Here is a 25,477-nt window from a genome sequence, read left to right on the forward strand (position 1 = left end):
CTTTAAAAACTTGCTTTGTTTATATCTGTAGTTTCTTGGTGAAATGTTTCTTTTAGTATGGGGTGACCACATAACAGTACAACTTTAGCCTTTGTGTAGCCTGATGTGATAGGTTTGCCATCACAACGCATACCAACAGCGTAGCTGTTAGCATAAATAAAAGAAAGAATAATCAATATTAAAAGGTTGTTTAATTTCATCCTATACACTTTTATATGATATTATAGACTTCTTTAATTCTGTGTTACTTTGCCTGCTTTTTATTCTTACAGCTATAGGTGTTTGAAACTGTAGCTGACTTCATGGTTATTAATACATGCTTATCTAAAGCCGTGTAGGTTGCAGCCTCTGTAGTGATAACTGCATTCTCAAGATGTATTTTTACATCGTCTGTAAACCTGATTTTTGTCTCATCAGTACGTTCTGAGTGCTTGCTTGTAATTTCTTTTACGCGATCAACTCTTAGCTTCACATTTCCACTATACTGAGTGGTGCAGTCAGATTCAGACCAGCGGGTTTGATCTGCAGTAATGTTTATTTCAGCGCTAGCATATGTTGTGGTTAATGTAGTGGCAATTGCGAATGTTGTAATTAATAATTTTCTCATATTATAACCTGGCTATTGTTAAAAAAATAAAATATCCTTTGTAAAAAGAAGGGCGCTTTCATTTTTTTAGTAATGAAGTGCTTATTTAAATGTTACATTTTGGTAACACTACAGCGAATAGAAAAAACAGAATATAAGGAGTTATACTTATTTTCAGTCTTGGTGTTACTGGTATTGAACTTACTATAAGTACTTTTTCTACTATGTGAGTGGTATATATAAATGTTACTGTTTTGTAATATTTGGTGTATTTAAATAAAATGATAGCTTTGTTGATAGTTTGCATGTAGATAGTAAATTAATATGCTTTCCATTTTTAAAAGAAAATTATGCTACTTCACTTTTATATGCTTGCTGAGTGGTTGTGCAACATCAAACTCAGCTATAAAAAAGTTTGTTCGTGATTTTTATGACTCTACGTTATTGACTAGGATAGGGATAGCTTCTGATGAAGAAGTAAAACCATACTTAAGTAAAGATTTAAGAAAGCTTTTTATTGATGCAAAAATTCGGCAAGAGCAGTTTATTAAACAACAGCCAAATCTTAAACCTGATTTAGTTGATACATTGCTTTTTACTAGCATGCCACATGACTTAGCTTATAAAACCTTTATTGAAGAAGTCAGTAAAGTAAACAATATGTATCAGGTAACGGTAAGCTTTCATGCGATACAAGAAGATTATAAATGTACTGACAAGTTGTTTATAATTACCAATGAGTTTAATTTTCAGGTTACGGATATTGAGTTGGGGTGTTATGGCCCTAAAAGGCTAACAGAGCTTCTATTGGATACTATTAGGGATAACCAATAATTATTTTTAGTTAAAGCTAAAAAAACAGAGTTTATAGTTTAGGGTGCTAGTAGTTTATTTTAAATGTAAGGTTTATCATTCTTCCAGGTGCCTTTACAACTCTTCTGTCTAGATTAGATGACTGTGAGAAAACAGTAAAATAGTCTTTATTGAATAAGTTGTGTATAGCTAAAGTAATACTGGTATTGTTAAGCTGATACCTGCTTAGTAGATCAAATGTAGTAAATGAGTGCACTTCACCTTTAAATTGCTCTCCATTGCCAATATCGTCTGGAAAGCGGTTGCGCTTGCCAGAGTATAAGGCTTGGAATCTAATTAAAGCATTTTTTATTAGTTTATACTCTACATAGGCAGTTACTTTTGGAGGGGGAATTCGTTGGCCGGATAAATACTCTGTTCCAGTATCTGTATCTCTTTCACCTTCTAGCCAGGAAAAGGTACCTCCTGTAATCCAGTGTTTGTTATAGTGGTACTGAGTAGTTAGCTCAAGTCCTTCGATACTTTCAGGTGTTTGTTCTGGTGTTAACAGATCTGTGCCTGGTACGGCAGTGAGTTGCAGTCCTAAATCAGATGTGCTTCGGTATGCGGTAAATGAGAAACTGAAGTTATCTTGTTTAATACGAATGCCTATTTCGGTACTACGGTTATCCACGGCTTCTACATCGATACTATCAAACTCGATTGTATTACTTGTGTTGCGTAATACCCTTCCAACTTCAGGTACATCATAGCCTTCAGATACCCCTGCAAATATATCGGTAGAATCAGTCAGTTTATAAACTAGACCAATATTGAGTGAGGTTTTCTGAAAAGTCACTTTGCCACCATTAATATGGCCATCAAATACAGTATTGAAGTCATCTACTTTTATTTGAGTATGTTCATTACGCAGGCCTGCTCTAGTACTCAGCCGTTTAGTGATATTGCTTTGAAACTGAATAAAGGGTGCATACTGAGTCATTGTCATAAAGGGTGTCCAGGTATCGCCTCCTATTGAGCCGGATAGTAGGGTTTGACCAGTTTTATCCCTTAATATATCAATGCCCCAGTCAAGTGATGCGTGCTGTTTATAAAATAGCGCTGCTAGTGGTGTATTAAAGTCAAATCGCAAACCGTGCTTTCTAGAAGTGATGGTTGATTGTCCAACCATATCAGTGCTACGTACCAATGGTGAGTTTTCTATAAATGCTCCAAAAATATTATCATAATCTTGATAATAGGTTTGAGCATGAAATGTACTCCCAAAAATAGCTTGGTGCTCATAGATTAGATTGAGCACCAGGTTTTTGCTTCCTGGGTCTTCAGTATTACGTTTGGCTGGCGTGCGTACAGCAGTGGCTTTGGTTCTGGAAATGACATCACCGCCAACTGTCTCGTATATATCCTCCATAGCGTGTTCATAGTATAAAGCATTGAACGCGACTCGCTGTTGTTGCCAATTATAGGCAAGTTTACTATAAAGATTTATATTTTTAGACTCTGGTAGCCCTATTGAAGAATTACCTGCAGTCTTAGAGGGAATTCTGTCTCCTTCAGCATCAAAAAAACCATCAACTTGTTCATAAAAGGCTGATGCGAAAAAACTCAGATTATTGACACTGCCTTTTAAGGATTGTACTAAGCTTGCACTGCCACTATTTTTGGTATGGGCTAAAGCAGCACTTTTGGCCAATTCGGAGCTTAATACTATATCGCTGTCTTGCTCTGTATCTTTGGTAATGTAATTAATGGTACCACCAGAACTCCCTACGCCATATAACGTATTCGCCCCATGCATTACTTCGATGGACTGCAGAACAGAAGCATCTAAAGAACGTAAAGCCTGGTCGCCAGTACGTAAAGGTGTATCAATCGGAACCCCATTAATCAATATTGCCATTTTTCTTCCATGTATAGTAGTAGAGCGATTGAATGCAGTCATAGTGGAAGGGGATAAACTCGGTACATAGCTGCTTAAAATAAAACCGAGGTCATTAAAAATAGCGCGTTGTTTATCAATTGACTCTTGGTTAATGATGGTAAATGTGCCAGGAATAGTGCTATCTGATTCAGGCAAACGAGAATGTACCTTAATGGTTAATAACTCTTCCAGGCTTAGCCCAAATAAATCATCTGCTGAGTTTAATGCTTGTTCTGCAGTAGCTTTTTCGATAGCTAATGAATAGAGAATGCTGTAAGCAATAATCTGTTTTGTATTAATTTTCTTGAAATTGCACAACATAAGTCATTATTGTAAGTCTTGTAACAGACTTTGTCCCCACGATCCTAAAATATATCTACACTATAGTTGCTATAAGCTTTTATTCTAGTTATATGCAAGCTTTGTTTATAGTTGCTGGGAATGGGGTGATGTATTAATATTGCTAATTGCTGTTAAGTAGGGAATACAATAGTCAATGCTACTAATATTTATCAAATAGCTGCTGGTATTGTTTTGACTCTCTTATGCTAGCTATTTCATTCCATATTTTGTGTGCGAGTGTTTTATTTTCTCTATAGAACTTGTGAGAAAAAAGTAAATAATAATTTTTGCTTTTAACTGGTGGTGTGATCATGCGGATATCTTGAAATTCATTTGGGTATGAATGCAGCTGGCTCTGAATGTTTGCTTCTAAGTCAACAACTGCATGAATCCGCTTTCGTTTTAACATACGTAAACTGACTAATGAACCGTTAGTTTCTATGATATTTTTTATACCTTTACTTTCTAAGTCAGTAATTATTGAATAGCCTCTTGTTACACCAATATACTTATTGAATAGGTCTTCAATTGATTCAATATCCGATGCTTGAGTGGTGAAAATAGAGTAACTTTGTGTATTGTTTCGTTTGGATGCATCTATTTCTCCATCGGCCATTGGGTAAACTCCAACTTTCATTCGCTCTTTTTTAAAGCTGGCATCAATTGTTCCATCCATTGTATTTTTTTGTACAGTATATAAACACCTCTTCCAGGGCATTTTGACAAACACAAAATTAAGTGTCAGTCGATGTCCAGCTGCTCGGATCACTTCAATGGTTATCCCTGGCTTTTCAGTTAAGTGATTGCCCATATTAAAAGGTGGATTGGGTTCTATGTTATAAGTTAGGCGAATTGTCGTGGATGATGCTTGTACAACAACCATATTTGATAGTAGAACTACTATCAAAAATAACCTGAGCATTAAGTGACTTATCATGCTACTGCAACTTTTTTGGTTTGCAACACAGCTAGCTAAATGTAAGGGTTATCTTACTTGCTGCTTACTATGAGAATAGTCTTCTAAAAATTATTCGTAAAATTAACAGTTCCTCTTAGTTGTACTACTAGTGACTACCTAAATAGAGTTCAAACCACGTTCTGGAGGTTTTTTGGGTACCCAAGAAGTGGAAGTCAGCTTTATACCAACACCGACAGTTACCCATGTATTATTAGAAACTGACAAAGCATTTTGTGGTGATTAGTACAAAAGTTTAATGTGGGAAGATAGTACATCGGTATCTGAGTTGGTTAAACAAATCCAGCAATAATAGATAAAAAATGGGAAGGTTCTGTAATGAAAAGCACAATCAAGTCAATTAAGGATAAACGGCAGCGCCATCAAGAGCGGCATACGGCATTGGGTTACCAATATGTTATAGCGGATAGCATAGACTTTATTAATGTTATTCACTGGGATCAGGTAGTGGCTAACGCTTCGGTATTTATGAGCCGGCAATACTTGCAAGTGATTGATGCTAATAGTCCAACGAATACTGAGCAGCGTTATGCACTGGCTTACCAGGATGGAAAGCCAGTAGCCGCTGTTGTTTGTCAGATAGCAACTATTTCTGGTAAACAACTGGTGTTGCCCGATAAAAAACTGAAAGAAAAAGTCATTAAGCAGTACCGAGAGAGAGTGCTGGTATGTGGCAATTTGGTGTCTAATGGATTACATGGCGTTGCCTTAACAAGTGACTTAAGTGCAGAGCAAGGATGGCGAATTGTTGCTGAGCTGATTTATCGTATTCGACGGGGGGAAAAACTGAATGGCTCAATTAATTTTGCGCTGGTTAAGGATCTGGGCCTGACTCAGCTTGAGGCATCAATGGTGATGGAGCGTTACAGTTACCGTAAAATACAAACCGATCCTGATATGGTATTGGAACTACCTGATAATTGCACTTCATTTGATGACTATTTACAGCTACTGACATCTAAGTATCGTAATCGAGTCAAAAAAATTCAAAAACAACTAAAACAAGCGGAAATTACTGATACACAGCTAACGGACCTTTCGACTTATGAGCAAGTGATTCATAACCTGTATTTACAGGTTGAACAAAAAGCTGAAATTCGACCTGCTACCTTACCAAGAGGGTACTTTTCAGCATTAGCAACAGCACTCGGTGATCACTTTGCTTGTTCGATTATTGAGTATCAAGGAGATGTCGTGGGGTTTGTCTCTACAATTAAAGATGGCAAGGTAGCTAAAGGCTATTATGTCGGTGTTGATTATCAGGTTAATGCAGAATACCCCATTTATTTTCGATTACTGCAATTGATTATTGAGCATGGTATCAGTATGGGTTGTAATATCATTTCCTTTGGTCGAACGGCTGTTGAACCTAAAACGGGGTTGGGGGCAAAACCAGAAGCTACATTTGTTTGGGCGCGGCACCGAATACCGGCAGTCAACTTTTTGGTGAGAAAACTCTTTAAGGCGGTTCCTGTTGAAGAGGCACCAGAACGAAAAGTACTTAAACTGTAGTTAGTCATATCCTATAATTGTGCATCAACCTCTTTTTGGTGCACATAACTCTCGCGTCTACTAAGCTTTTTCACTGATTAACAGCAAACAATTATTAGAGGTGCCCTTATTATCAAGAAAGTCAAAAGTTGGCACGTTACTTGTTATAAATAATATGTGTCATTTGTGGGATTTTCCCAGCGCACATGTTGTCTCCTTGAGAAGTGAGGGTGTCGTTAACGGTGTCGGCACCCTCTAACCGGGAGGAAATGAGCTTCAGGATGGGGAATACCATTACGTTATTTTTCTTTCAGAGCCTTGTAAGTTTATTTCAGTCAGTTTCAGCTAATGATGCTGATCAGTTTTTAGGACTACACCTGATTTTTTCAGGTATTGCCAATAGCAGGGGGGTGTAGGCAGCTACCCTACCTGCTATTTTTTTATGGGCACCTCTCAAAATGCACTTTTTTCGCGATAGCTGCGTTGGCTCCGTACTCAGGTCCTCATGTATTAGATATACACTGTGGCCTTCCGTGCGGTGCCGCCTTGCTCTCACGAAAAAATCACTATTTTTAGAGACACCCATATGTATAAATTAATAGTTGGTATCTTAAACAGGGATTTCCATTTTGGCGCCGCAATATTTGCAATGGACTGCATCACTGTCATGGCCGGTTTTTTTGCAATTACGGCAAGCATGTTCACCTTTATCTCGACCAATTTCTACTGCTAACTCGGCAGTGATGATGCCTGTGGGGACGGCGATAATGGCATAACCGGTTACCATAATGATTGATGCCAGGCTTTGGCCTAAAACGGTTTGGGGGGTGATATCACCATAGCCCACGGTAGTGATGGTAACAATTGCCCAGTAGATACTGGTGGGGATGCTGGTAAAGCCGTGCTCAGGTCCTTCTATAACATACATAAGTGAGCCAAAGATACTGACTAACACAACAACTGACATCAAAAATACAAAAATTTTTCGGCGGGCTAGTAATATAGACCGCATGAGCATGTTTGCTTCGCCTAAATAGCGAAATAACTTTAATACCCGAAAAATTCGCAAGACCCTAAATAATCTGATGATGATAAAAAACTGGGCTTGCGGGAGAAAAAATGCGATGTAAGAGGGGAGTATGGAAAGCAAATCGACTATGCCATAAAAGCTGCGTGCATAACGGAAGGGGTGTTGGGAACAATATAAACGGACTGCATATTCAATGGAAAATAAGATGGTAAATAACCATTCACAAAAAAATAACAACCCTTTGAATTCACTAGATATGTGTTCAACTGAGTCGATAATAACAATAAAAACACTAATAAGGATGGCGTAAATAAGGGCGATATCAAACCCTCTGCCTGCTGGTGTTTCAGTGCCAAAGATAATCTCATTCAGCTGTTGTCTTAACCGTTGTTGAGACATTTTTTTCATAGGTGGCTAACTAATAATCTATCAACGTATCTTATGTTTGAGAACATAGATTATATCTATTCTTAGCAATCTAACATGGAGATAAAACAATAATTTTAATGCAGACTACTCAGGATGGTATCAAGGTGTTGTTGCAGAGGGTGACGAATGGCGGGCTTTTCAATGAAGTCCATTGCTCCTGCTTTGATAGCAGTGACAGCAACAGAGACTTCAACTTGCTGCTCTCCTAGCATAATAATAGGAATATGACTGTTGATAGTATGAATTTGATCGAGCTGACTAGGTACATCAATGCCAATGGCCGTGTCACTACAAATGATGCAAAGCGGCTGATTACAGGCCAAGCATTGTAGTAACTGCTCAAATTGAGTCATGACTGCACACGGAATATTATGTTGTTGACAGACCTCTTGAACGGTTTGTTGTGTATGTAGATCTTGGTCAAATAATAATACTGTTGGTGCGTGTAGTTGTGTCATAAATGCAAGCTGGGCTGTGAGTAAAGGCAGTAATTAGCCCCACACTACAACTGTCTTTCTTATCGGGGCAAGCATTAATAACCAGAGTATATGATGGCTACCACCTTTACAAAATCTGTAGTTGTATCATGGCAGGTTCGGAATATACGGAGACTGTTACGGGTATTTAGTAAGAAGCCGGTATGTTAAAACGGAAGCTAGGCCTAGCATACCGGCAATTTGATGGGGGGTACAACTATAGTTTTAAGAGCCCTCTTTTAAGGAGGGTCTTTAAAGAGGGCCGCTTAGTTAAATCTCAACCTGATCTTTAACTTGCATTATTTGACGTACCAGGTGAGCTAATGACTTTGTGCCCATTTTCTCCATGACTCGGGAGCGATGGATTTCAACTGTCCGCTGGCTCAAGCTGATATCAGCTGCAATGACTTTGTTGGCTTTGCCTTCCACTACATGGTGTAGCACCTCACGCTCACGATCGGTGAGGGTGGCAAGGCGTTTTAGAATTTCTTTATGTTCAAGTAACTCTTTACGCTGCTCACTATCCAGCTTCAGCCCATCGTTGATAAGATCCAGTAGCTCCTGATCTCGAAAAGGCTTTTGAATAAAGTTCATGGCACCATTTTTAATGGCTTGGACTGCCATTTGTACATCACCATGGCCAGTAATAAAAATAATGGGAAGGATGCAATGCATTTCATTGAGCTTGGCTTGTAGCTCTAAACCACTCATACCAGGCATCCGAATATCCATCACAATGCAACCAGGACGGTTTTCGTTATAAGCAGCGAGAAAATCAGCAGGAGAAGCATACACTTCGACAGATTGACCTACTGATTGCATCAACAGCCCTAGCGAATCACGCACAGCTTCGTCGTCATCAATGATAAAGACAGTAGGTTGTTGTTCTTGCATATGAGCTCCAGAAGCACTTAATAAGAAAGAATGATTGCTGGAAAAAACCAGTCATTAATATAGCTTAGTTTGCCAGCTTGTGATGAAATTATCGAGAGGGATGATGGACGATGACAGCTTTTTGTTAAGCTTTTGATAACAAATTGTCATATACCGCGTTTTAAAAATACTTTTTAATAAGAAGATATTGCCAGTGACGAATGATCAGCTTGCCCAACGGTTGTTGTATGCTATTCAAAACAACCGGGTTGATGGAGCGGGGCAAATTGCCCGGCAAGCATTAAGTGGTTTGGCAGACTACTGCTCACAAGCCCATTTAACTGAAGGTGATATTCAGCAAGCCTGCCGCTTAGCCAGACAATTACAGCGGGTTCGGCCATCAATGGCGCCTCTGCAGCAGTTACTAGGTACCTGGTTGCGTGAAGTCGAGCAAAATGACCTTTCATTTGCTCAGGCTGCTGCCCATGCTATGCAGCTGGTGCAGTACTCTAAAGAGGCGGTTGCCCATAGTGCCAGGGCTATGGTACAGCGAATTAAGCCTGGTAGCGTGGTGATAACCCATAGCTGGAGTTCAACTATCCGTGAGTTGTTTTGCCTATTAAGCCAGTGGCCATGCCAGGCGATTGTGACTGAATCGCGCCCTGGTTACGAAGGCTATAAAACAGCTGAATTAATGTCAGAGCTAGAAATCCCTTGCCGTTTGATTACAGATGCTCAAATGGGTGTCTGGTTAGAGGAAGCCGACATGGCTGTTATTGGTGCTGATATGTTGCTTGAGGATGGCTCTGTAGTGAATAAGGCTGGTAGTTATTTATTAGCCTTAGCTGCGAAGGCTGCCAATAAACCCTTTTATGTATGCTGTGAAACATTTAAAAGAGTTGATTTATTTCCCAGTATGGTTGAACTAGAACAGCATAATGGTAATGAGTTAGGTGCGCCCTCCTTGGCCCATGTGGAGATAAAAAATCAATATTTTGAGGTAGTGCCCGCTCATTTAATAACCGAGGTGGTGACAGAGCAGGCAAGCCCTCAAAAGCTTCCTTGATTGATTTTGCTATTTAAGTTGTAGTGCTGAAGGGTTGAGCATGTTTTCAGGCTTTAGAATTTCTTTCAGTTGAGTTTCATCCAATAAGCCTTCTTCTAAAACCAGATCAATTACTCGGCGGCCAGACTTAAGCGCTGTTTTGGCAATCCGGCTGGCATTTTCATAACCAATATAAGGGTTTAGGGCAGTCACAATGCCAACGCTGTTATTGACATAATCTCGACATTTTTCTCGATTGGCAGTAATACCAGTAATGCATTTTTCACTGAGCATAGTGCTAGCATTAATCAGAGACTCTATAGATTGCATAACTTTATAAACAATTAATGGCTCCATCACGTTAAGCTGTAATTGTCCTGCCTCTGCTGCCATGCTAATGCTTAAGTCATTACCAATTACATCAAATGCAACTTGATTGACTGCCTCAGGAATCACTGGATTGACTTTACCAGGCATAATTGATGAGCCAGGCTGCATTTGTGGTAAGTTAATTTCATTTAAACCTGCCAGTGGGCCGCTGCTAAGTAGGCGTAAGTCGTTGCATATTTTTGATAATTTAATGGAGTAGCGCTTTAACATGCTGGAGAACAATACAAATGCGCCCATATCAGAAGTGGCTTCGACTAAATCAGACGCTTGTACTAGGGGAACGCTACTGATATTTGCTAGGTAATCAATAGCTAGTTTGCCATAGCCAGGATCAGCGTTAATACCAGTACCAATCGCAGTGCCGCCTAAATTAATTTCTTTAAATAGATCCGCTAATCCTTTAATCAGTTTAACGTCTTCATCAATGGTTGTGGCATAGGCGTTAAATTCCTGGCCAAGTGACATAGGCACGGCATCTTGTAACTGGGTGCGGCCCATTTTAATGACATCTTTAAATTCTTCGCCTTTTTGCTTGAGGCTATGCTTCAGGTTTTGTGCAGCAAGGGCTAGCTCACTGTGCCGTAAAATAATGGCTAATCTGACAGCTGTAGGGTAGACATCATTTGTCGATTGCGACATGTTGACATCAGTATTGGGGTGAAGGTGGGTATAAGCCCCGCGGGGGTGGCCAAGGATTTCCAGGGCTCGGTTAGCAATCACCTCGTTGGCATTCATGTTAGTTGAGGTACCTGCGCCCCCTTGAATCATGTCTACCACAAAATATTCATGCCATTGACCGGCAATGATTTCATCACAGGCTTGCACGATAGCATTGGCTTTAGTGTCACTTAAATGTTTTAAGGTCTGGTTTGCCTGGGCCGCGGCTTTTTTAACCATTGCCATTGATGTAATCAGGCTTGGATAATGGCTAATGGGTACGCCAGTTATTTGAAAGTTTTCTATGGCGCGCTGGGTTTGAATACCATAGTAAACATCTTGGGGAATTTTTTTGCTACCAAGCAAATCGTACTCAACACGGTAGTCGTTATTGTTAGCTGAGTCAGTATTCATGGCTATACCTCATTACTTAGCCGAATGCCCTTTTTATTGGGCTAAGTGTCGCTGGATAAGGACCAGTCTTCAATACGGACTAGTACGTGTCATCCGCTGTTAACAATAATGTTGCTTTATATATTAGGTTAGTGGTCCATACGCAAAATAAGGAGATTAAAATGATTACAGTTTATGGTGTACAACTATCGCCTTTTGTTAGAAAAGTGTTGATTAGCCTTGATATGTTGGAGCTTGATTACACAGTAAACCCTGTCAGCCCAATGGACCCGCCTGAGGGCTTTAAGAAAATTAGTCCACTTGGAAAAGTGCCAGCACTTGAGGACGATGGTTTTGCTATTGCTGATTCTACAGTCATCTGCCAATACTTGAACGAGAAATATGGAAAAAACCAGCTTTATCCTGCGGACATAAAAGCGCGTACTAAGGCTTGGTGGCTGGAAGAATATGCAGATACCAAGCTTGCTGAAGTGGTTGGTATGCCTTTATTTTTTGAGCGAATTGTGAAGCCTACATTTTTAAAACAAGACACCAATGAACAGATAGTGGAGGATAATATTAAGCATAATATTCCCCCTGTTCTAGATTATCTGGAGTCGGTTGTACCTGAAACGGCGTTTGTGTGTGGGGCATTATCTGTGGCTGATCTTTCAATTGCCTGTTTAATGATTAATGCCGCTTATGCTGACTATGAAGTAGACTCCAAACGTTGGCCAACGCTATCAAGCTATCTTGCACGAATTTACCAACAAGCAGTATTTCGGAAGTATATTGAGAGTGATAAACAAATACTGCGGGTTTGATCAGAGTGTATCGATGTGAATATGTATAGTCGCTTTATGACTCTTTAAGGTAAGGGAAGATAATTTCCCTTCCTCAACCACTTGAGTGCAATGTTGAAGTCAAGAGAGGGTCTAAACAGAGAAGCAGGGTTAAAAGGAGATGTAATTAGACAACATCTAGCTTATTATTTATAATGAGAATGATTATCATTATTATGGATGCTGAAATGAATAAACAGAGCTGGCAGCAGCATTGGATTGATAAATACTGGATTGCAATTACTACCATTATTGCTATTGCGCTATGTTATGGGCTACTTGCTCTAATATAAGAGGGTGTTGGGTTTGAGCACCCTCAATAGGGTTTTGGTTATGAGTAGCCATCCTCTTTACTTTATGGCAGAAAATGAGTGCCTACTATTAGTATTAACTGTTGCGTTGACACGCTCTCTAAGCTCTTTACCAGGTTTAAAGTGGGGTACATAACGAGCAGGTATCTCAACTGGTTCACCTGTTTTAGGGTTTCGGCCTGTCCTTGGTGCGTGGTAGTTCAGTGAAAAGCTGCCAAACCCCCTAACTTCTACACGCTCTCCTTTGATTAAGGCTTCTGACATCTGTTCTAGTAGCAAGTTAACTGCCAGCTCAATATCTTTAGCTGTCAGCTCTGAGTCTTGTTGGGCTTCGATTAGGCGTTCAATCAGCTCCGATTTGGTCATCTCCCTTCTCCCCCTGTCGATGATGACTCTTCAGTGGTGTATCCTGAAAATAAGCGGCCTATAGCTCTTTCTAGTTATTTTTAGGATACACCACTTAGACTAGCTAAACCTTTCTCTAGAATCAACTAACATATTGATTTTCATGATAATAATGTGTTTGTTGAGTGATAATTAAGCAGATATTGAGTGAATAAGGGGGGAGTCGCAGGAACTAATCAGCTGTACCACTTTGTACTTACGCAGAGTAAACCAGTGTTTTAGGGTTCATCATGCAGGGCAAATGTTTCATAGTTGTAGACGTCTTATGTTTGATAGGTAATCTTCAGCGTGGAGCAGCCGAGGAAAGTGTATTTTTTACATTGCCATGACAAACTTAAGAGATGGGTTTGTCTTAATGGTTAGTTTGTACTGCATTTAAGGTTTTGGTGTTGTGTTTACGTTTTGCTGGTTGGGTGTAAGTATACATGATGAGGCTTAGTTACCTTGTGGTGGCAGTTGCTTTTGGTTTTTGTCAACCTAGGCTGAGTCTATCCAGTGAGTTGAGTGTAAAACTTAACGATAACTGGGAACGCTTTGTAGGGTCACTAATCACACAGCCTGCAAAAATCACCATTACTCAACAACGGTTAAACCAATATCCGGTTGCTTTGTTGTTGCCTTCGGCGCTTTATCCTGACTTAACCCGGTACAGCTGGCAACAAATAGCAGGGTTGCATCACCTCAATAAAACCTGTGCTGAACCCAAAGGCATTGAACTACCCGCTCGTGCCAAAGAATTTGAATTAGCTTTATGCAGACAACAGTTATTGCCTATAAATTGGTTTAAACAGGGAGAACTTAACCATCCTGCTGGAGGAAGTTACGCAGGTCGATATTTGAAGTCTGTCGCTAAGTTTGAAGTAACACCGCCATCTGCAGAAGTGAAAGTAAAATTAAGCCAGTTGCTTGTACTTGGCAATTCAGATCACCCTCTTCATGATCAATTAATGCCATTAGGTCCGGAGGGCTTAAACAGTCTTCTTAATCTACACCAGTGGTATTTGCATCCTGATGGATCGCTCTGGTTTTATAATGAAAATGGTATTAGTCAATATGAAAATAACATCTGGCTGGCAGTGGCTAAAAATAATGCTATTGATTTGGTATTTAAAAGCAATACAAATATCTGTCAATTAGCACCAGGTAATTTTTGTATACAAGAAAAGCCTACGGTCAGTTTCATAAGAATTATTTTGGAAGGTGGTTTGGTATTACTCAGTATTTTTCTACTGACTAAATTACTGCTGAATCGATACTTGGAAGCAAAAGAGCGTGGCTTTATTTTGCAGCTGTTGACTCATGAACTACGTACACCAATAGCGAGTTTAGCAATGACAGTTGAACAATTTCGTGATGCGTTTGATGAGTTATCGCCTTCACTGCAAGATAGTTTTTCTCGTTTAACATTTGACTATCAGCGTTTAAAACAGCTAACTAATACTAGCCAAGGCTATTTAAGTGAGGGGAAAAAGTCTTTCCTCGATAGCCAACCAATTCTATTATCTGAGTGGTTGGAGTATTTATGCGCTAAATATAATATTGTGTATTCTCTTGATCAGGATAACCATTGCCATTTACCTGTCTATTGGTTAGGTATTTGTCTGGAAAATTTAATAAGGAATAGTTTGGAGTATGGTAAGCCTCCTATCCGCCTTTTAGTCACTCATATGAACAAATACCTAGTTATTACTGTTCAAGATGCGGGAGATATTCCTTCAACTTATTTATATAAATTAATTAGAAGTAATCACCAGTTACGTGGTATGGGTATTGGGTTACGCTTAGTCAAACGAATTATTAAACAGTTGGGTGGTAAACTTAAAATTAATAAGTGCCCAACCCGATTTACAATTGAGTATCCACTATGAGTAGTGTATTACTGGTAGAAGACGACCTGTTGTTAGGGGAAGGTTTAGTTAAGCTACTTACTCAGTCAGGTTATCAGTGTTTTTGGGTAACAAAGGCGAGTGAGGTTGAACCATATTGGTTAAAGGCCGATATAGTGATTTTGGACCGACAACTACCTGAAGGCGACAGTTTAAGGCTATTACCTCAATGGCTTTCAAACAAAGCATTACCCGTCATTATTTTAACTGCCAGAGTTGAAGTGGGTGATCGTATCGAAGGGTTAAGAACAGGGGCTCGTGATTATATGCTTAAACCGTTCGAGCATCTAGAGTTATTGGCTAGGGTGCAAGCACAGTTACGGCCGTTGGGTGAAAGTCGATTATCTGTTAATGACTTGGAACTCAATATAGCAACGCAGCAGGTGATTTACCAAGGAGTCGATGTAACACTGACAAAGAAAGAATTTAAGTTACTCTCAGTGCTGATACAAAAGCCAAATAGAGTGTATAGCCGAGAAGAGTTGCTTAACCAGGTATGGGGTTATCAATCATTTCCTACAACCCGAACAATCGATAACCATATATTACACTTAAGACAGAAATTCCCTACCTTAGAGATTGAGACGGTAAGAGGGATAGGGTATCGATTAAAAGTATGAAGATAAAAATAAATTATCTGTTTACAGTTATTTTTTTATTTTTGGTAGCTAGCCAGGCTAACGGGAATAATTGGTTTCAAGAAACACCGCTAAAAAATGTCTATGTGGCATTGGTAGATAAAAAGCCTATGAAGGCATGGCAACAATTGCTACTTATACTGAAGAAACCATTAACTAGTGAAATACACCAACAGTGGCCACTAGTATTTGATGTATTATTACAAGAAACCAGATGTGGACAAGATATTCCAGTAAAGATAGATAATAACTTTGCGAATTTTATCCGAGTTGTGCTAATCAAGCATTATAATCTTCAACAAGTTGAATACCATGTAAAATTGAGCTTTGAAGGCGTTGATGCCCCTTTTACAGTCAAACTTACTGATAGCAATGGAAGGCGATTAATTAATAATAAAACAGCTAAGCAATCAGAAGCACATGGTTATGCTGAAGTAGAAAGTGACTATTTTCCTCATACCTACTCTGCAGGTGTGTATGACTTGGTATTGAGCAGAGGGAAACACCGTTGGCATGTTACCCTTATTTTGCCACCTATACCTGATCAGGACTGGATTAAAATTAAAACACAAGCATCGGTTAAACCACAAATTGATTATTCTATTCCCAGTCAAATAGCTGCTTGTCCCCCATCAAAGGTAAAGCAACAGGTGCTAGATCATCGCTTTGACCTTTTGTGGCAAAAGGTGCTTTTGACTAATCAGCCTTTAATATGGTCGTATGATATTACTAATGCCCACCGAGCAAATCTTGTTGTGAATAAAAGCTTCTATCAAGGTGACATTTTAATCGAATGGGCACAAGGAGTAGGTTTGCCTATTGGGTTGGTGAAATATTAGCTTGGTTTTTACATCTATATGACAAATAAAGAGAAACTATCAGTTTGAATAACTAATATCACAACTATGAGCAAGAGGAATTAATTAAGTGAGAGTTATTCGATCAATAATGATTTGTTTTATCTGTTTTGTCGCATGTAACGGCTTTGCAGATGATGCGATTAAATTTTGGGATACCCCACAACATGGTGGCAATAGTTTTAATCGTCTACCACCTAGTCAAGCTTATTTCGCAGCATTAAAAGGGTATGGTGCTAGTTGGGTAAGACTCGCTTATGATAAGTGGCAGGCAGAAAAGCGTGATTTTTTGATGGGAGATGCTGACAACTATCGTGGTATTTCCCAGCAAGACTTTAACGTTTTGACTAATGCATTGGAGCGTGCCCATCAAGCTGGAATTAAAGTGGTTGTAACACCATTGTCTCTCCCATTTATGCGCTGGTCTCAGAATAATGGAAACAAATTTGATGACCGACTGTGGCAGAATAAAAAGCATTGGGATGTGGCTGCGCAATTTTGGCAGGATTTAGCTAAACAACTCAAAGATAATCCTGCAGTTGCTGCTTATAATATTATTAATGAACCTGCTCCAGAAAAAAGAGGGGGATTGGCAGAACATGCTGACCAGCGCACCATGCAAGCTTGGTATAAGCAACGACAGGATACCTCAAGAGATTTGCGCGCTTTTTATACTAAAGTGATCCGTGCTATCCGCCAGGTAGATCCTATAACTCCGATTATGGTGGATGCGGGTTGGTATGCGGCAGCGGATGCACTCAGTTATTGGCCTGCCCCTTTGGCCGATAAGCGTGTTCTCTATAGTTTTCATATGTATGAGCCTTACGCGGCTACCAGTAGCCCTAACCTGAAACGTAAAAAACCTTATAACTACCCTGGTAAAGTGCCTTTTGGCAATGGCACGGAATATTGGGGGGGCAAAAGAGTAGCTAAGTATCTTGAGTTGCCAGGCCAGTGGGCTAAGTTACATGGTATACCTGCTAACAGAATGGTGGCAGGTGAGTTTGGCTGTATTCGTAAACTGCCTGGTTGCAAGAACTATTTAAACGATGTGTTGACTGTTCTGGATCAAAAAAAATATCACTGGGCATTCTATAGCTTCAGAGAAGATAACTGGGATGGAATGGACTATGAACTTGGTACTGAAAAGGTCCATTGGAAATATTGGGATGCTATGGAAAAAGGTGAACCTGATCCAATTAAACGAAAGCTAACGCCTTTGTTTGAAGTTATACGTATGAGGCTAGGGCCTGTTAACACTATTTGAATCACCTCTGCCGAAGGCTATTTTTTTGTCCAGCAAGACACAAGGAATGCCGTGTAGGCATTCTACATAAAGGATTTGTAACACAGCTGGGCTGAAAAATAATCTCGGCCCAAAGGCTTGTAGCTGTAAAAGCGCTACTCGTTGTTGCTGATTGTTCATGTAGAACAACTAAACCTCTCTCTTCGCGCCTAGATTAGCGCTTTTCAGTTTCAGAAAGCTTGATACCATCAGTATGCTAAGTTACACTCTCGTAACGCTGTCATGACTACCTACTTATTCAATCCATTAGTAGTCAATGGTGTAAACAGCTACGTTTAGCTTTTTTATTGTTAAAATGAATCATAGTTGGCTTGTATAAAATGTACGTATTTTTTTGATCATCAATAACTGTAAATAAAACTCTGGTTTAGCTCGCCTGATAATCAAGCTTAGCTATTCATGCTTGGTTTTGATGAAAGAGATGCTTTTAGCTTCATCTAGCTAGCGTTGTATTGGCTTAAGGTAACTGCTATTTGCTAAAACCAGAATTAATATCACTTGACAGCCTTGTTGTATAGAGGATTGTCGGTCGTTGCTTTCAGTTATTTTAGGTGTTCAAAAAATATGAATACAGATACTGTCGTTTCATATATATTTTTATGTGTTATCTCTGCTGCTACTCCAGGACCTGGCACTTTGGCAGTAGTTGCACAAAGTATTCAAAATGGATTTCGGCATACTCTTCCATTAATAATCGGTATTCAACTCGGTTTGCTTTCTGTAGCTATTGCAGCAATCAGTGGGCTTGCAGTTGTTTTTAAAGCTTCAACAACCTTGTATTATCTCGTTCAATATGCAGGATTGAGTTATCTTGGATACCTTGGGGTTATGTCTTTAATTGCCTCATATCATAATTATAAAATTAATGAGTCGGCACTAAGTAATTTTTCATTTAAACAAGGTGTAATTATTAGCAGTTTCAATCCTAAAACATTGCTATTTTTTTCATCAATCTTTCCTATGTTTATCAATGTAGAGAACGCTTACTGGGTACAGGCACTATGGTTAGTCGTTATTTTACTGTTTTCAACATTTTTAGTGCATTTGTTTTACTCATTGATTATGGAGAAAATATCATGGGTCCTTTTTGAGTACTCCCGGTTATTTCATTTTTCTGTAGGTGTTTCTTTCATTTCTCTGGCTATAGTTATGGCTTAAATAGACTTGGTTATAGTTGAACTGGGTACTGAATAATTTTTTATTCAGTACCCAGTTCTGCTTGCTAGAAAATTGCCATTAAATCACATGTTGAAAACAGCTGATTGCCCTAGCTCTAACACAATTTGGTCAAGAAGCCGCTGAGCTAGGATAGGCAAAGGCCTTCCTTTGGGATAAGCCGCGTATATCTCACGTTTAAACCAAGTGTAGTCTGTCAGAACAGGTTCAAGTTGCCCTGCATTGACAGCGGTTGTTAACATAAAATCGGGTTCTAAACAGATTCCAAGGCCTGCAATAGCAGCTTCTATTAGACACACTCCATTGTTGGACAAAAATCTAGGCTTTAATTGCACATAATTGTTTTGAGCATTTTGACTCTCATAAAACAGCTTTCCCTGAGGCATAGCGAGTCGATACGCAAGCACTGGCAGACCAGTCATGTCTTCAGGTGATGCGGGGTACCCATACTGCTCCCAGAAAGATGGGCTTGCGGCAACAGAGTAGCTCATTTTACCTATTCTAATCGAGTTCAAATTAGCATCTTGCTGGTGTCCAATTCGAATTGCAAAATCAAAACCTTCAGCAATTAGATCAACAGCTCTGTCACTTAGGTCGATATCTAAAATTGCATCAGGATGTTTTTGTGCAAACTTGAAAAGAATAGGCATCATGAACTGTTTACCAAGTTCCAGAGGAATTGAAAAACGTGATCTTCCGTGCAATGTGTCTACGTTTTTAGTGATCAGTGCTTCTGTATTTTCGAGCTCTGCCAATAGTTGAACACAGCGTTCGTAGTATGCTTGTCCCAGTGGTGTAGTTGAGAGGCCTCGGGTTGACCGATTCGCTAGCCTAACTCCCAGTCTTGTTTCTAGCTCCCGGATACGGCGACTAACAGCGGAAACCGCTATTCCCAACTGATCGGCAGCAGCACTCAATGATCCTGCTTCTACAACTTCAACAAAAGTTGTCATCTCAGCAAAACGATTCATAAACACCTTTCTAATTTTGAGAAAGTAGTATGCATTATATTATATATTTTTTCTCATAAAGAAAAATAATATAGTGGTCAAAGCGTGGAGAACTCCAACTCTAAAGTTAAATCACTATCAAGTGGCATATTCCAATCGTGATAGCTGTTTTATCACTGACCAGGCTATTGCTGCTGTACTGGACGGTTCTACATACAAGGTGAGCGATACTGCTCATTGAAATTAAATCAAACTGCAGGATAGAGAGATGTCAGCTTATTGCTTATTTCAAAATTTAAATATTACCAATTCTGCCAAGATGAAAGAATATGCAGAAAAAGTTAAGCCTATCACTGAGTCATTTGGTGGGGAATATGTTGTTATGAGCGGAAGTACCGAGATTAAAGAGGGGGATTGGACGCCGACGCTACCGGTTATAATAAAGTTTCCAAGTATTGATGCAGCCAACGAGTGGTATAACTCTGATGAATATGCTCCTCTAAAGGCGCTGAGAGAGTCTGCAGGTGAGTTCAGTGCTGTTTTTATAAATGGGGTAGAAAAGTAAATTAACATTTACAGTTAAGATAAATAAACAAAATAATGGAATACTTTTATGTACATTATGCGAGCATTGTTGGTAGCAGTACTATGTTTATTTTCAGTGAATCTTATAGCAGGCAACAGTAAAGTGAAAAATGTAGTTCCTAATATTGTAGGGAAAACGTATCTCTATGATTATGGATCATACGCTTATGAAATAACTATTACATCAAAAGAGTCACTGCATTGGGAGCTGGTTAAAGGAAATTTTGAAGGCCCCAGCACAGGAAATAACTCTTATTTGTCTAGTCAAATTACTGAAAATATTATTTATCTCTCTTGGGAAGAAGAAAGTGGGTATAAGTTTTATAATTTAATGGATCTCAATACCGGGAAACTAACAACACATGCTGATACAGGTGAGGAAAACTTATTTATTAATATGGGAGTAGTTTCATTAAAAGCTAGTAAGTAATTTGATTCAAACTGTCAGTCCTGTAAATGTTAGGTCTAGAGTAGAGTCTCGGTTGTTTTATGCATAGAGGCTCTGCTAAACCACTTGAAATATACCCATCATGAATCATTTTTAGGTATAGAAATAAAGTGGTATATACTAACAGCGAAGGATTATTTATACCCCTAGGGCACAAGGGCGGGGCCACCGAGCAATGAAGCTCCAGGAGTTTAGATAAACTAAATGACTGGGGTGAAGAGCGAGAAGTTAAGTGTTAGATCTTTGGTAGTGATCTCGAGACAATGTTTTTACTGCCTTATGCACGGGATTTGAATCCAGATGAGTTAGCTTTTGATATATGGAAAAAATGGCGTTAGTAAGAAACTACTAAAAAAGTTAGTAGTTAACAAAAAGTTAGTAGTTAATAAGTAGTGCTATTCAAAATTTGAAAAGTATTAAAAGAAATAAAAAAACTAATTAAGTCATTTTTCAGGGAAAATATACCCAATGCGTAGGATTTTTAGGTGAGGGACGATGATAACAAAATCTAAAAATGATTCGCGATGGATACATGTATTGTTTGCTGTTCTCAAGAAAATTGCCATTAAATCACGCGCTGAAAAACATACAAAGAAGTCTTGTTGGTGTAGTTTAAGCCTTTACCCAATTTATATAAATATTCCTTAGTAATAGCAACATTTTTTTTGGGAATAAAGTAATTATCTAAATCAATGTAAGATAGTTTATATTTTCTGTTTGACTCGCTAATAGTTGCTACCAGTTTGTAGTCATTATCAATTGCGGCTAATCCAGCGTCACCATGGCTGTCATTTGCCAGTAAGTACCCTCCAATCCTTAAGTACTGTTTACAGCAACTGGAAATAAAGCCAGCATATTGTGAAATTAAAAGATCAAAACGGCCTAGCAATTCTTCTATGGGGTTGTTATCAGGGCAATTGCATATAAAAATACAACAAAATCAGTATAATAGAATAAAAAGCAACTGATATAGAGTGCAACATTGGTAAAAAATAGTACAGTTTTAGATCATTTTGAACAGTTAGATGATCCTCGAATGGAACGCCGTCGTCGTCATAAGCTCATTGATATTATTACTATTACGATTTGTGCTGCTTTATGCGGGGCAGATGACTGGGTCGCTATTGAGCGATTTGGTAACGCCAAAGAAGCATGGTTTAAGAGCTTTCTAGAGCTACCCAACGGAATACCCTCTCATGATACCTTTGGTCGTTTTTTCTCACGCCTTTGCCCTACATCGTTTCAAAGCTGCTTCATCCAATGGGTTCAGTCAATCACTGATAGCTTACCTGGCAAGTTGGTAGCCATTGATGGTAAAACGCTTAGACGATCATTTACTGAACCTGATAAGAAGAATGCTATTCACTTGGTTAATGCATGGTCAATAGAAAATAAGTTAGTGTTAGGTCAACTTAAGACTGATATAAAATCCAATGAAATTACCGCCATTCCTGAACTATTAGAAGCGATAGCGGTTAAAGGTGCTGTTGTATCAATAGATGCGATGGGGTGTCATAAAGCCATTGCTAAAAAAATTCGTGAAAAAGGGGCTCATTACTTGTTGGCAGTTAAAAATAACCAGCGTCGCTTATATTCTGCTATTCAAGAACAACTGTATTCTAAAAAAGCCAAAGTGTATCAACGTCCAGCTATTGACTTTCATTCTTCAGAAAAAGAACAGCATGGCCGTCATGAGATACGACGCTGCTGGGTTTATCACTCAGTGGCTAAACTACCTATAGCAACAGAGTGGATCGATTTAGCTGCTGTCATTAGGGTTGAGACAGAACGTACCTTGCAAGGCAAAAAATCAAAAGAACAACGCTATTATATTTCTAGCCAGCCCTTATCAGCAAAAGCTGTCAGTGAAATGATTCAACATCATTGGCAAATTGAGAACAGCCTACATTGGAGTTTGGATGTTGCATTTAGGGAAGATGATAGTCGAATTCGTATAGGTCATTCAGCAGAAAACATGTCTAGGATTAGGCAAATAGCCCTTAATATTCTTAAACAAGATGACACTTATAAAATTGGTATAAAAAATAAGAGGCTTTCTGCTGGTTGGGATCATGAGTATTTAATGAAGTTAATTTGCTCCGTGTAAATTTATATGCGATTGCCCTGGGGTTGTTATAGTCTATTCCATAAAATGCAATATTGGGTGTAGCGTCATAATCCTTTCTGCTGTTAATAAGATTGATAATCCTACCTATGTCTTTAAAAAATTTGATGGCATTTTTATCGGCGTCAATGAAAACTACCTGTGGAAAGACAAATGCTGGTGATATTTGTACATAGCTGCCAGGGTATATAGCATTGACTATCGAAAATTCCTGCTCTAATAATTGGAATAAGTCAACTTGTTCATTTTCTCTATCCGAATAGTATTTTTTATAAAGCTGAATAACGTCTTTTTTATTTATTGTCATAGGAGTCTTACGTAAATATGCAAATAGATTGTGAGACTGTAATGATACGCTTATGTAACATTACAGGCAGATAACTTAATCAGCCATAAGGAAATGTACTTACTACAGGGTTGATAAAGTTATTTAATGCATGATATATGTTCAATAAATAATCCATACTCCACAAAGGTCTGCATGATTTCATCATTGATCCAGTAATCAATTAGCCTTTGCCGGATTCATAGTGTATTTGGCAAACTATACCCAAAGCGTAGGGTTTTTAGGGGCGGCCGTCGAGCAGCGAAGCCCCATGAGCCTATAAATAATAGGTGATTGGGGTGACAGTTAATTGCTCCATGCATTAACTGCATTCACACCATCCTTGGTGATTAGGAGCGATGACAACAAAGCCTAAAAATTATTCGCGAAGGGTATAAGGCTGCTACATTACTATATGGGGTATTAGCAATCATGAGAGAATATATTGATTTAACCCTTCTTACATTAGAAGGTATTTCCAGCGCAGCGGGTAGACCTATTGATGAACAAGTCTACCTTGAATCACTTGAAATAGCTATGAATAATGGCTTGCTATTTGAGGTTCGTCGAAATGGTATTTTATTAAGCTATGCAACGCTTAAAGACATAGGTAGTGGTACTTGGTTTATTCTTATATTCATTACTCACCCAAATCATAGAACTAAACAAGTTTTTGGTGAGCTTTTTTCTCAAATTAGCACTCACTTAGAATCCGTTAAAGCACGTAAATTAGTAAGTAATGTATTGAGAGTGAACAGATTATCTCTGGCATTTCATAGGAAGCTAGGATTTACTGTTACAAGAAAAGCTGATATTGGGTTTGAGTTTACAATGGATCTTGATAGCTCAAAAGCTATGCATTGGAAACACTGGAGTAAGAAATTCTAATGCATCTAATAATGAAATAAACTCTTGAAGTGATTTTTTGAGTAGAAAGGATTGAAGCCTAATGACTTATTCTGGGGTGTAAGGATAGAGCAGGATTATGGTATAACAGATGATGATGTTTGGTAGTTTTTTAGGTATTGCTGGCTGTGTAGGTGTAGACTTAATTATGGTAATCAATGAGGTCTTTTAATATGCAAAACAACCAGCTAGAACAGAATAAAATTGTGTGGAGTATTATCTCTGAATTGTTCCTAGACAATCAACTTAGAGATTTAGACCTAAACCATATAGCAAAAGAATTGCTTAAAACTTCTTTTACTGAAAAGGAGCTAAATGAGATATTTTATTACGATGTTGCACCTATTTGCTTTATGAATTTACAAAATGTAGCTGGTGAGTGGGAAGGATTTGACAAAGAATGGTTATTTTCTGAAATTCAAAAAAACAGAAATAAAAACCAAATAATATTTCGTCTAAAATGTAAACTGCTGCGAAGTTTATATGGCTCACTGGCTTTAGATCAATGGGCAAAAGTGCTTGAAAAGCTTAGAGAGTTAAGAGATACAGGATAGTCTAGAAGGAAACTTATCTAACAAAGAGATCATCCTGACTTAACTGTCTATTGAGCTAAATAATTATGGACATCCGAATAGCAACAAAGCAAGATTGTGACAGTATCAAAAAAATCTATTCGTCCGCGTTTCCCAAAGACGAGAGCGAGATTGTCACAAAACTTGCCATTGCACTACTTTCCGAAAATACGACACCATCAACAATACCTCTGATAGCTGAAGCTAATGGCTCTGTGGTGGGGCACATCACATTCAGTCCAGTTGGAATTAAAAGCGATGAGAGCTGCCAGGCTTATATTTTGGCGCCGCTGGCAGTGCAACCCAACTACCAAAAACGTCGTATTGGCTCTAAGTTGATTGAATATGGCATGCAACAGTTGTTAACGATAGGGGGAAATATCGTCTTTGTTTACGGCGATCCAAAGTATTACGGAAGATTTGGTTTTAATGCAGAAACTGCTCGTAATTATACAGCGCCTTACAAACTTCAGTATCCTTTTGGGTGGCAAGCCATTGTGCTTAATGAATATATTTTAGAAAAAGTACCCGTAGCAATAAACTGTGTTGCTTCTTTGTGCGACCCCAAATTATGGTGATCAGTTTACTAGCAATTACACCTGCTAAAACAAACTGAGGTGCTAAAGAATAATTTATGCATATCTTAGTATTGGTCTTTTAAAGGCAATGTTACATTGTTGAAATATTCATGGTATTGTGACAAAGATACTTAATGCAAGTGGT

The 25,477-nt window shown here is 38.7% G+C and carries 25 protein-coding genes; 15 read left to right on the top strand and 10 right to left on the bottom strand.

The genetic code is table 11. The annotated features are described in order from the left end of the window. Positions 1-2: 2 nt before the first annotated feature. Positions 3-200, bottom strand: coding sequence for a DUF2845 domain-containing protein (locus OQE68_RS19945; protein ID WP_180569440.1), 198 nt, complete (start codon positions 198-200; stop codon positions 3-5). A gap of 44 nt (positions 201-244) precedes the next feature. Further along, a complete protein-coding gene (locus tag OQE68_RS19950) occupies positions 245-607 on the bottom strand; it encodes a hypothetical protein (RefSeq protein WP_180569439.1) in 363 nt (120 codons plus the stop codon). A 303-nt stretch (positions 608-910) separates the two neighbouring features. On the opposite strand from OQE68_RS19950, the gene OQE68_RS19955 reads away from it, so the two are divergent. Beyond that, on the top strand, positions 911-1,420 hold the full coding sequence (locus OQE68_RS19955; RefSeq protein WP_180569438.1) for a YqhG/Tai3 family protein: 510 nt from the start codon (positions 911-913) through the stop codon (positions 1,418-1,420). A 46-nt stretch (positions 1,421-1,466) separates the two neighbouring features. Here the strand turns inward: OQE68_RS19955 and OQE68_RS19960 are convergent, their stop codons facing one another. Together OQE68_RS19960 and OQE68_RS19965 are read right to left on the bottom strand one after the other, a co-directional pair. Next, positions 1,467-3,641 carry a TonB-dependent receptor gene (locus tag OQE68_RS19960; RefSeq protein ID WP_180569437.1) on the bottom strand — a complete coding sequence of 725 codons (2,175 nt, stop codon included), beginning with the start codon at positions 3,639-3,641 and terminating at the stop codon, positions 1,467-1,469. A gap of 181 nt (positions 3,642-3,822) precedes the next feature. Next, on the bottom strand, positions 3,823-4,545 hold the full coding sequence (locus OQE68_RS19965; RefSeq protein WP_180569436.1) for a substrate-binding periplasmic protein: 723 nt from the start codon (positions 4,543-4,545) through the stop codon (positions 3,823-3,825). A gap of 411 nt (positions 4,546-4,956) precedes the next feature. On the opposite strand from OQE68_RS19965, the gene OQE68_RS19970 reads away from it, so the two are divergent. Beyond that, positions 4,957-6,150: a GNAT family N-acetyltransferase gene (locus OQE68_RS19970; protein WP_180569435.1), complete on the top strand. Its 1,194-nt coding sequence runs from the start codon at positions 4,957-4,959 to the stop codon at positions 6,148-6,150. 589 nt (positions 6,151-6,739) lie between these two features. Here the strand turns inward: OQE68_RS19970 and OQE68_RS19975 are convergent. The 3 genes from OQE68_RS19975 to OQE68_RS19985 form a co-directional block, all read right to left on the bottom strand. Next, a complete protein-coding gene (locus OQE68_RS19975) occupies positions 6,740-7,567 on the bottom strand; it encodes an ion transporter (protein ID WP_255490931.1) in 828 nt (275 codons plus the stop codon). 95 nt (positions 7,568-7,662) lie between these two features. After that, positions 7,663-8,046, bottom strand: a complete 384-nt coding sequence (locus tag OQE68_RS19980) for a response regulator (RefSeq protein ID WP_180569434.1) — start codon at positions 8,044-8,046, stop codon at positions 7,663-7,665. A 288-nt stretch (positions 8,047-8,334) separates the two neighbouring features. Beyond that, positions 8,335-8,958: a response regulator transcription factor gene (locus tag OQE68_RS19985; protein ID WP_180569433.1), complete on the bottom strand. Its 624-nt coding sequence runs from the start codon at positions 8,956-8,958 to the stop codon at positions 8,335-8,337. A gap of 193 nt (positions 8,959-9,151) precedes the next feature. On the opposite strand from OQE68_RS19985, the gene OQE68_RS19990 reads away from it, so the two are divergent. Further along, the gene (locus tag OQE68_RS19990) at positions 9,152-10,003 is read left to right on the top strand and encodes an eIF2B alpha/beta/delta subunit family protein (protein WP_180569432.1); all 852 of its coding nucleotides are present in this window, start codon (positions 9,152-9,154) and stop codon (positions 10,001-10,003) included. 9 nt (positions 10,004-10,012) lie between these two features. Here the strand turns inward: OQE68_RS19990 and aspA are convergent, their stop codons facing one another. Beyond that, the gene (gene aspA, locus OQE68_RS19995) at positions 10,013-11,443 is read right to left on the bottom strand and encodes an aspartate ammonia-lyase (protein ID WP_180569431.1); all 1,431 of its coding nucleotides are present in this window, start codon (positions 11,441-11,443) and stop codon (positions 10,013-10,015) included. A 161-nt stretch (positions 11,444-11,604) separates the two neighbouring features. Here aspA and OQE68_RS20000 point away from each other — a divergent pair, with 161 nt between their 5' ends. Continuing rightward, positions 11,605-12,246, top strand: a complete 642-nt coding sequence (locus tag OQE68_RS20000) for a glutathione S-transferase family protein (RefSeq protein WP_180569430.1) — start codon at positions 11,605-11,607, stop codon at positions 12,244-12,246. Between the two features lie 368 nt (positions 12,247-12,614). Here OQE68_RS20000 and ihfB read toward each other — a convergent pair whose 3' ends face one another. Next, positions 12,615-12,941: an integration host factor subunit beta gene (ihfB, locus tag OQE68_RS20005; protein WP_180569428.1), complete on the bottom strand. Its 327-nt coding sequence runs from the start codon at positions 12,939-12,941 to the stop codon at positions 12,615-12,617. Between the two features lie 464 nt (positions 12,942-13,405). On the opposite strand from ihfB, the gene OQE68_RS20010 reads away from it, so the two are divergent. From OQE68_RS20010 to OQE68_RS20030, 5 genes are all read left to right on the top strand, one after another. Further along, positions 13,406-14,848, top strand: a complete 1,443-nt coding sequence (locus OQE68_RS20010; RefSeq protein WP_180569427.1) for an ATP-binding protein — start codon at positions 13,406-13,408, stop codon at positions 14,846-14,848. Further along, complete coding sequence (locus OQE68_RS20015; protein ID WP_180569426.1) at positions 14,845-15,486, top strand: response regulator transcription factor; 642 nt, start codon at positions 14,845-14,847, stop codon at positions 15,484-15,486. The genes OQE68_RS20010 and OQE68_RS20015 overlap by 4 nt, the downstream gene beginning before the upstream one ends. Then, on the top strand, positions 15,483-16,343 hold the full coding sequence (locus OQE68_RS20020) for a DUF2861 family protein (RefSeq protein WP_180569425.1): 861 nt from the start codon (positions 15,483-15,485) through the stop codon (positions 16,341-16,343). Before OQE68_RS20015 ends, OQE68_RS20020 begins: the two co-directional genes overlap by 4 nt. Before the next feature lie 88 nt (positions 16,344-16,431). After that, positions 16,432-17,628 (top strand): glycoside hydrolase family 5 protein, encoded by a 1,197-nt coding sequence (locus OQE68_RS20025; RefSeq protein WP_266195783.1) that lies wholly within the window; start codon positions 16,432-16,434, stop codon positions 17,626-17,628. Between the two features lie 603 nt (positions 17,629-18,231). Continuing rightward, positions 18,232-18,825: a LysE family translocator gene (locus OQE68_RS20030; RefSeq protein WP_180569424.1), complete on the top strand. Its 594-nt coding sequence runs from the start codon at positions 18,232-18,234 to the stop codon at positions 18,823-18,825. Positions 18,826-18,908: 83 nt separating this feature from the next. Here OQE68_RS20030 and OQE68_RS20035 read toward each other — a convergent pair whose 3' ends face one another. Continuing rightward, a complete protein-coding gene (locus OQE68_RS20035; protein ID WP_180569423.1) occupies positions 18,909-19,814 on the bottom strand; it encodes a LysR family transcriptional regulator in 906 nt (301 codons plus the stop codon). Positions 19,815-20,061: 247 nt separating this feature from the next. On the opposite strand from OQE68_RS20035, the gene OQE68_RS20040 reads away from it, so the two are divergent. From OQE68_RS20040 to OQE68_RS20065, 6 genes are all read left to right on the top strand, one after another. Beyond that, positions 20,062-20,358, top strand: a complete 297-nt coding sequence (locus tag OQE68_RS20040) for a DUF1330 domain-containing protein (protein WP_180569422.1) — start codon at positions 20,062-20,064, stop codon at positions 20,356-20,358. Between the two features lie 48 nt (positions 20,359-20,406). After that, the gene (locus OQE68_RS20045; RefSeq protein WP_180569421.1) at positions 20,407-20,808 is read left to right on the top strand and encodes a MoaF-related domain-containing protein; all 402 of its coding nucleotides are present in this window, start codon (positions 20,407-20,409) and stop codon (positions 20,806-20,808) included. Between the two features lie 1,000 nt (positions 20,809-21,808). Further along, a complete protein-coding gene (locus OQE68_RS20050) occupies positions 21,809-22,933 on the top strand; it encodes an ISAs1 family transposase (RefSeq protein WP_219340303.1) in 1,125 nt (374 codons plus the stop codon). Between the two features lie 775 nt (positions 22,934-23,708). After that, a complete protein-coding gene (locus tag OQE68_RS20055; protein ID WP_180569184.1) occupies positions 23,709-24,164 on the top strand; it encodes a GNAT family N-acetyltransferase in 456 nt (151 codons plus the stop codon). A gap of 191 nt (positions 24,165-24,355) precedes the next feature. After that, the gene (locus tag OQE68_RS20060) at positions 24,356-24,736 is read left to right on the top strand and encodes a DUF7079 family protein (RefSeq protein ID WP_180569185.1); all 381 of its coding nucleotides are present in this window, start codon (positions 24,356-24,358) and stop codon (positions 24,734-24,736) included. A 65-nt stretch (positions 24,737-24,801) separates the two neighbouring features. Continuing rightward, positions 24,802-25,332: a GNAT family N-acetyltransferase gene (locus OQE68_RS20065; RefSeq protein WP_180569186.1), complete on the top strand. Its 531-nt coding sequence runs from the start codon at positions 24,802-24,804 to the stop codon at positions 25,330-25,332. Positions 25,333-25,477 lie beyond the last annotated feature (145 nt).

This window comes from Spartinivicinus marinus (genome assembly GCF_026309355.1).
In the GTDB taxonomy this organism is placed as follows: Bacteria; Pseudomonadota; Gammaproteobacteria; order Pseudomonadales; family Zooshikellaceae; genus Spartinivicinus; species Spartinivicinus marinus.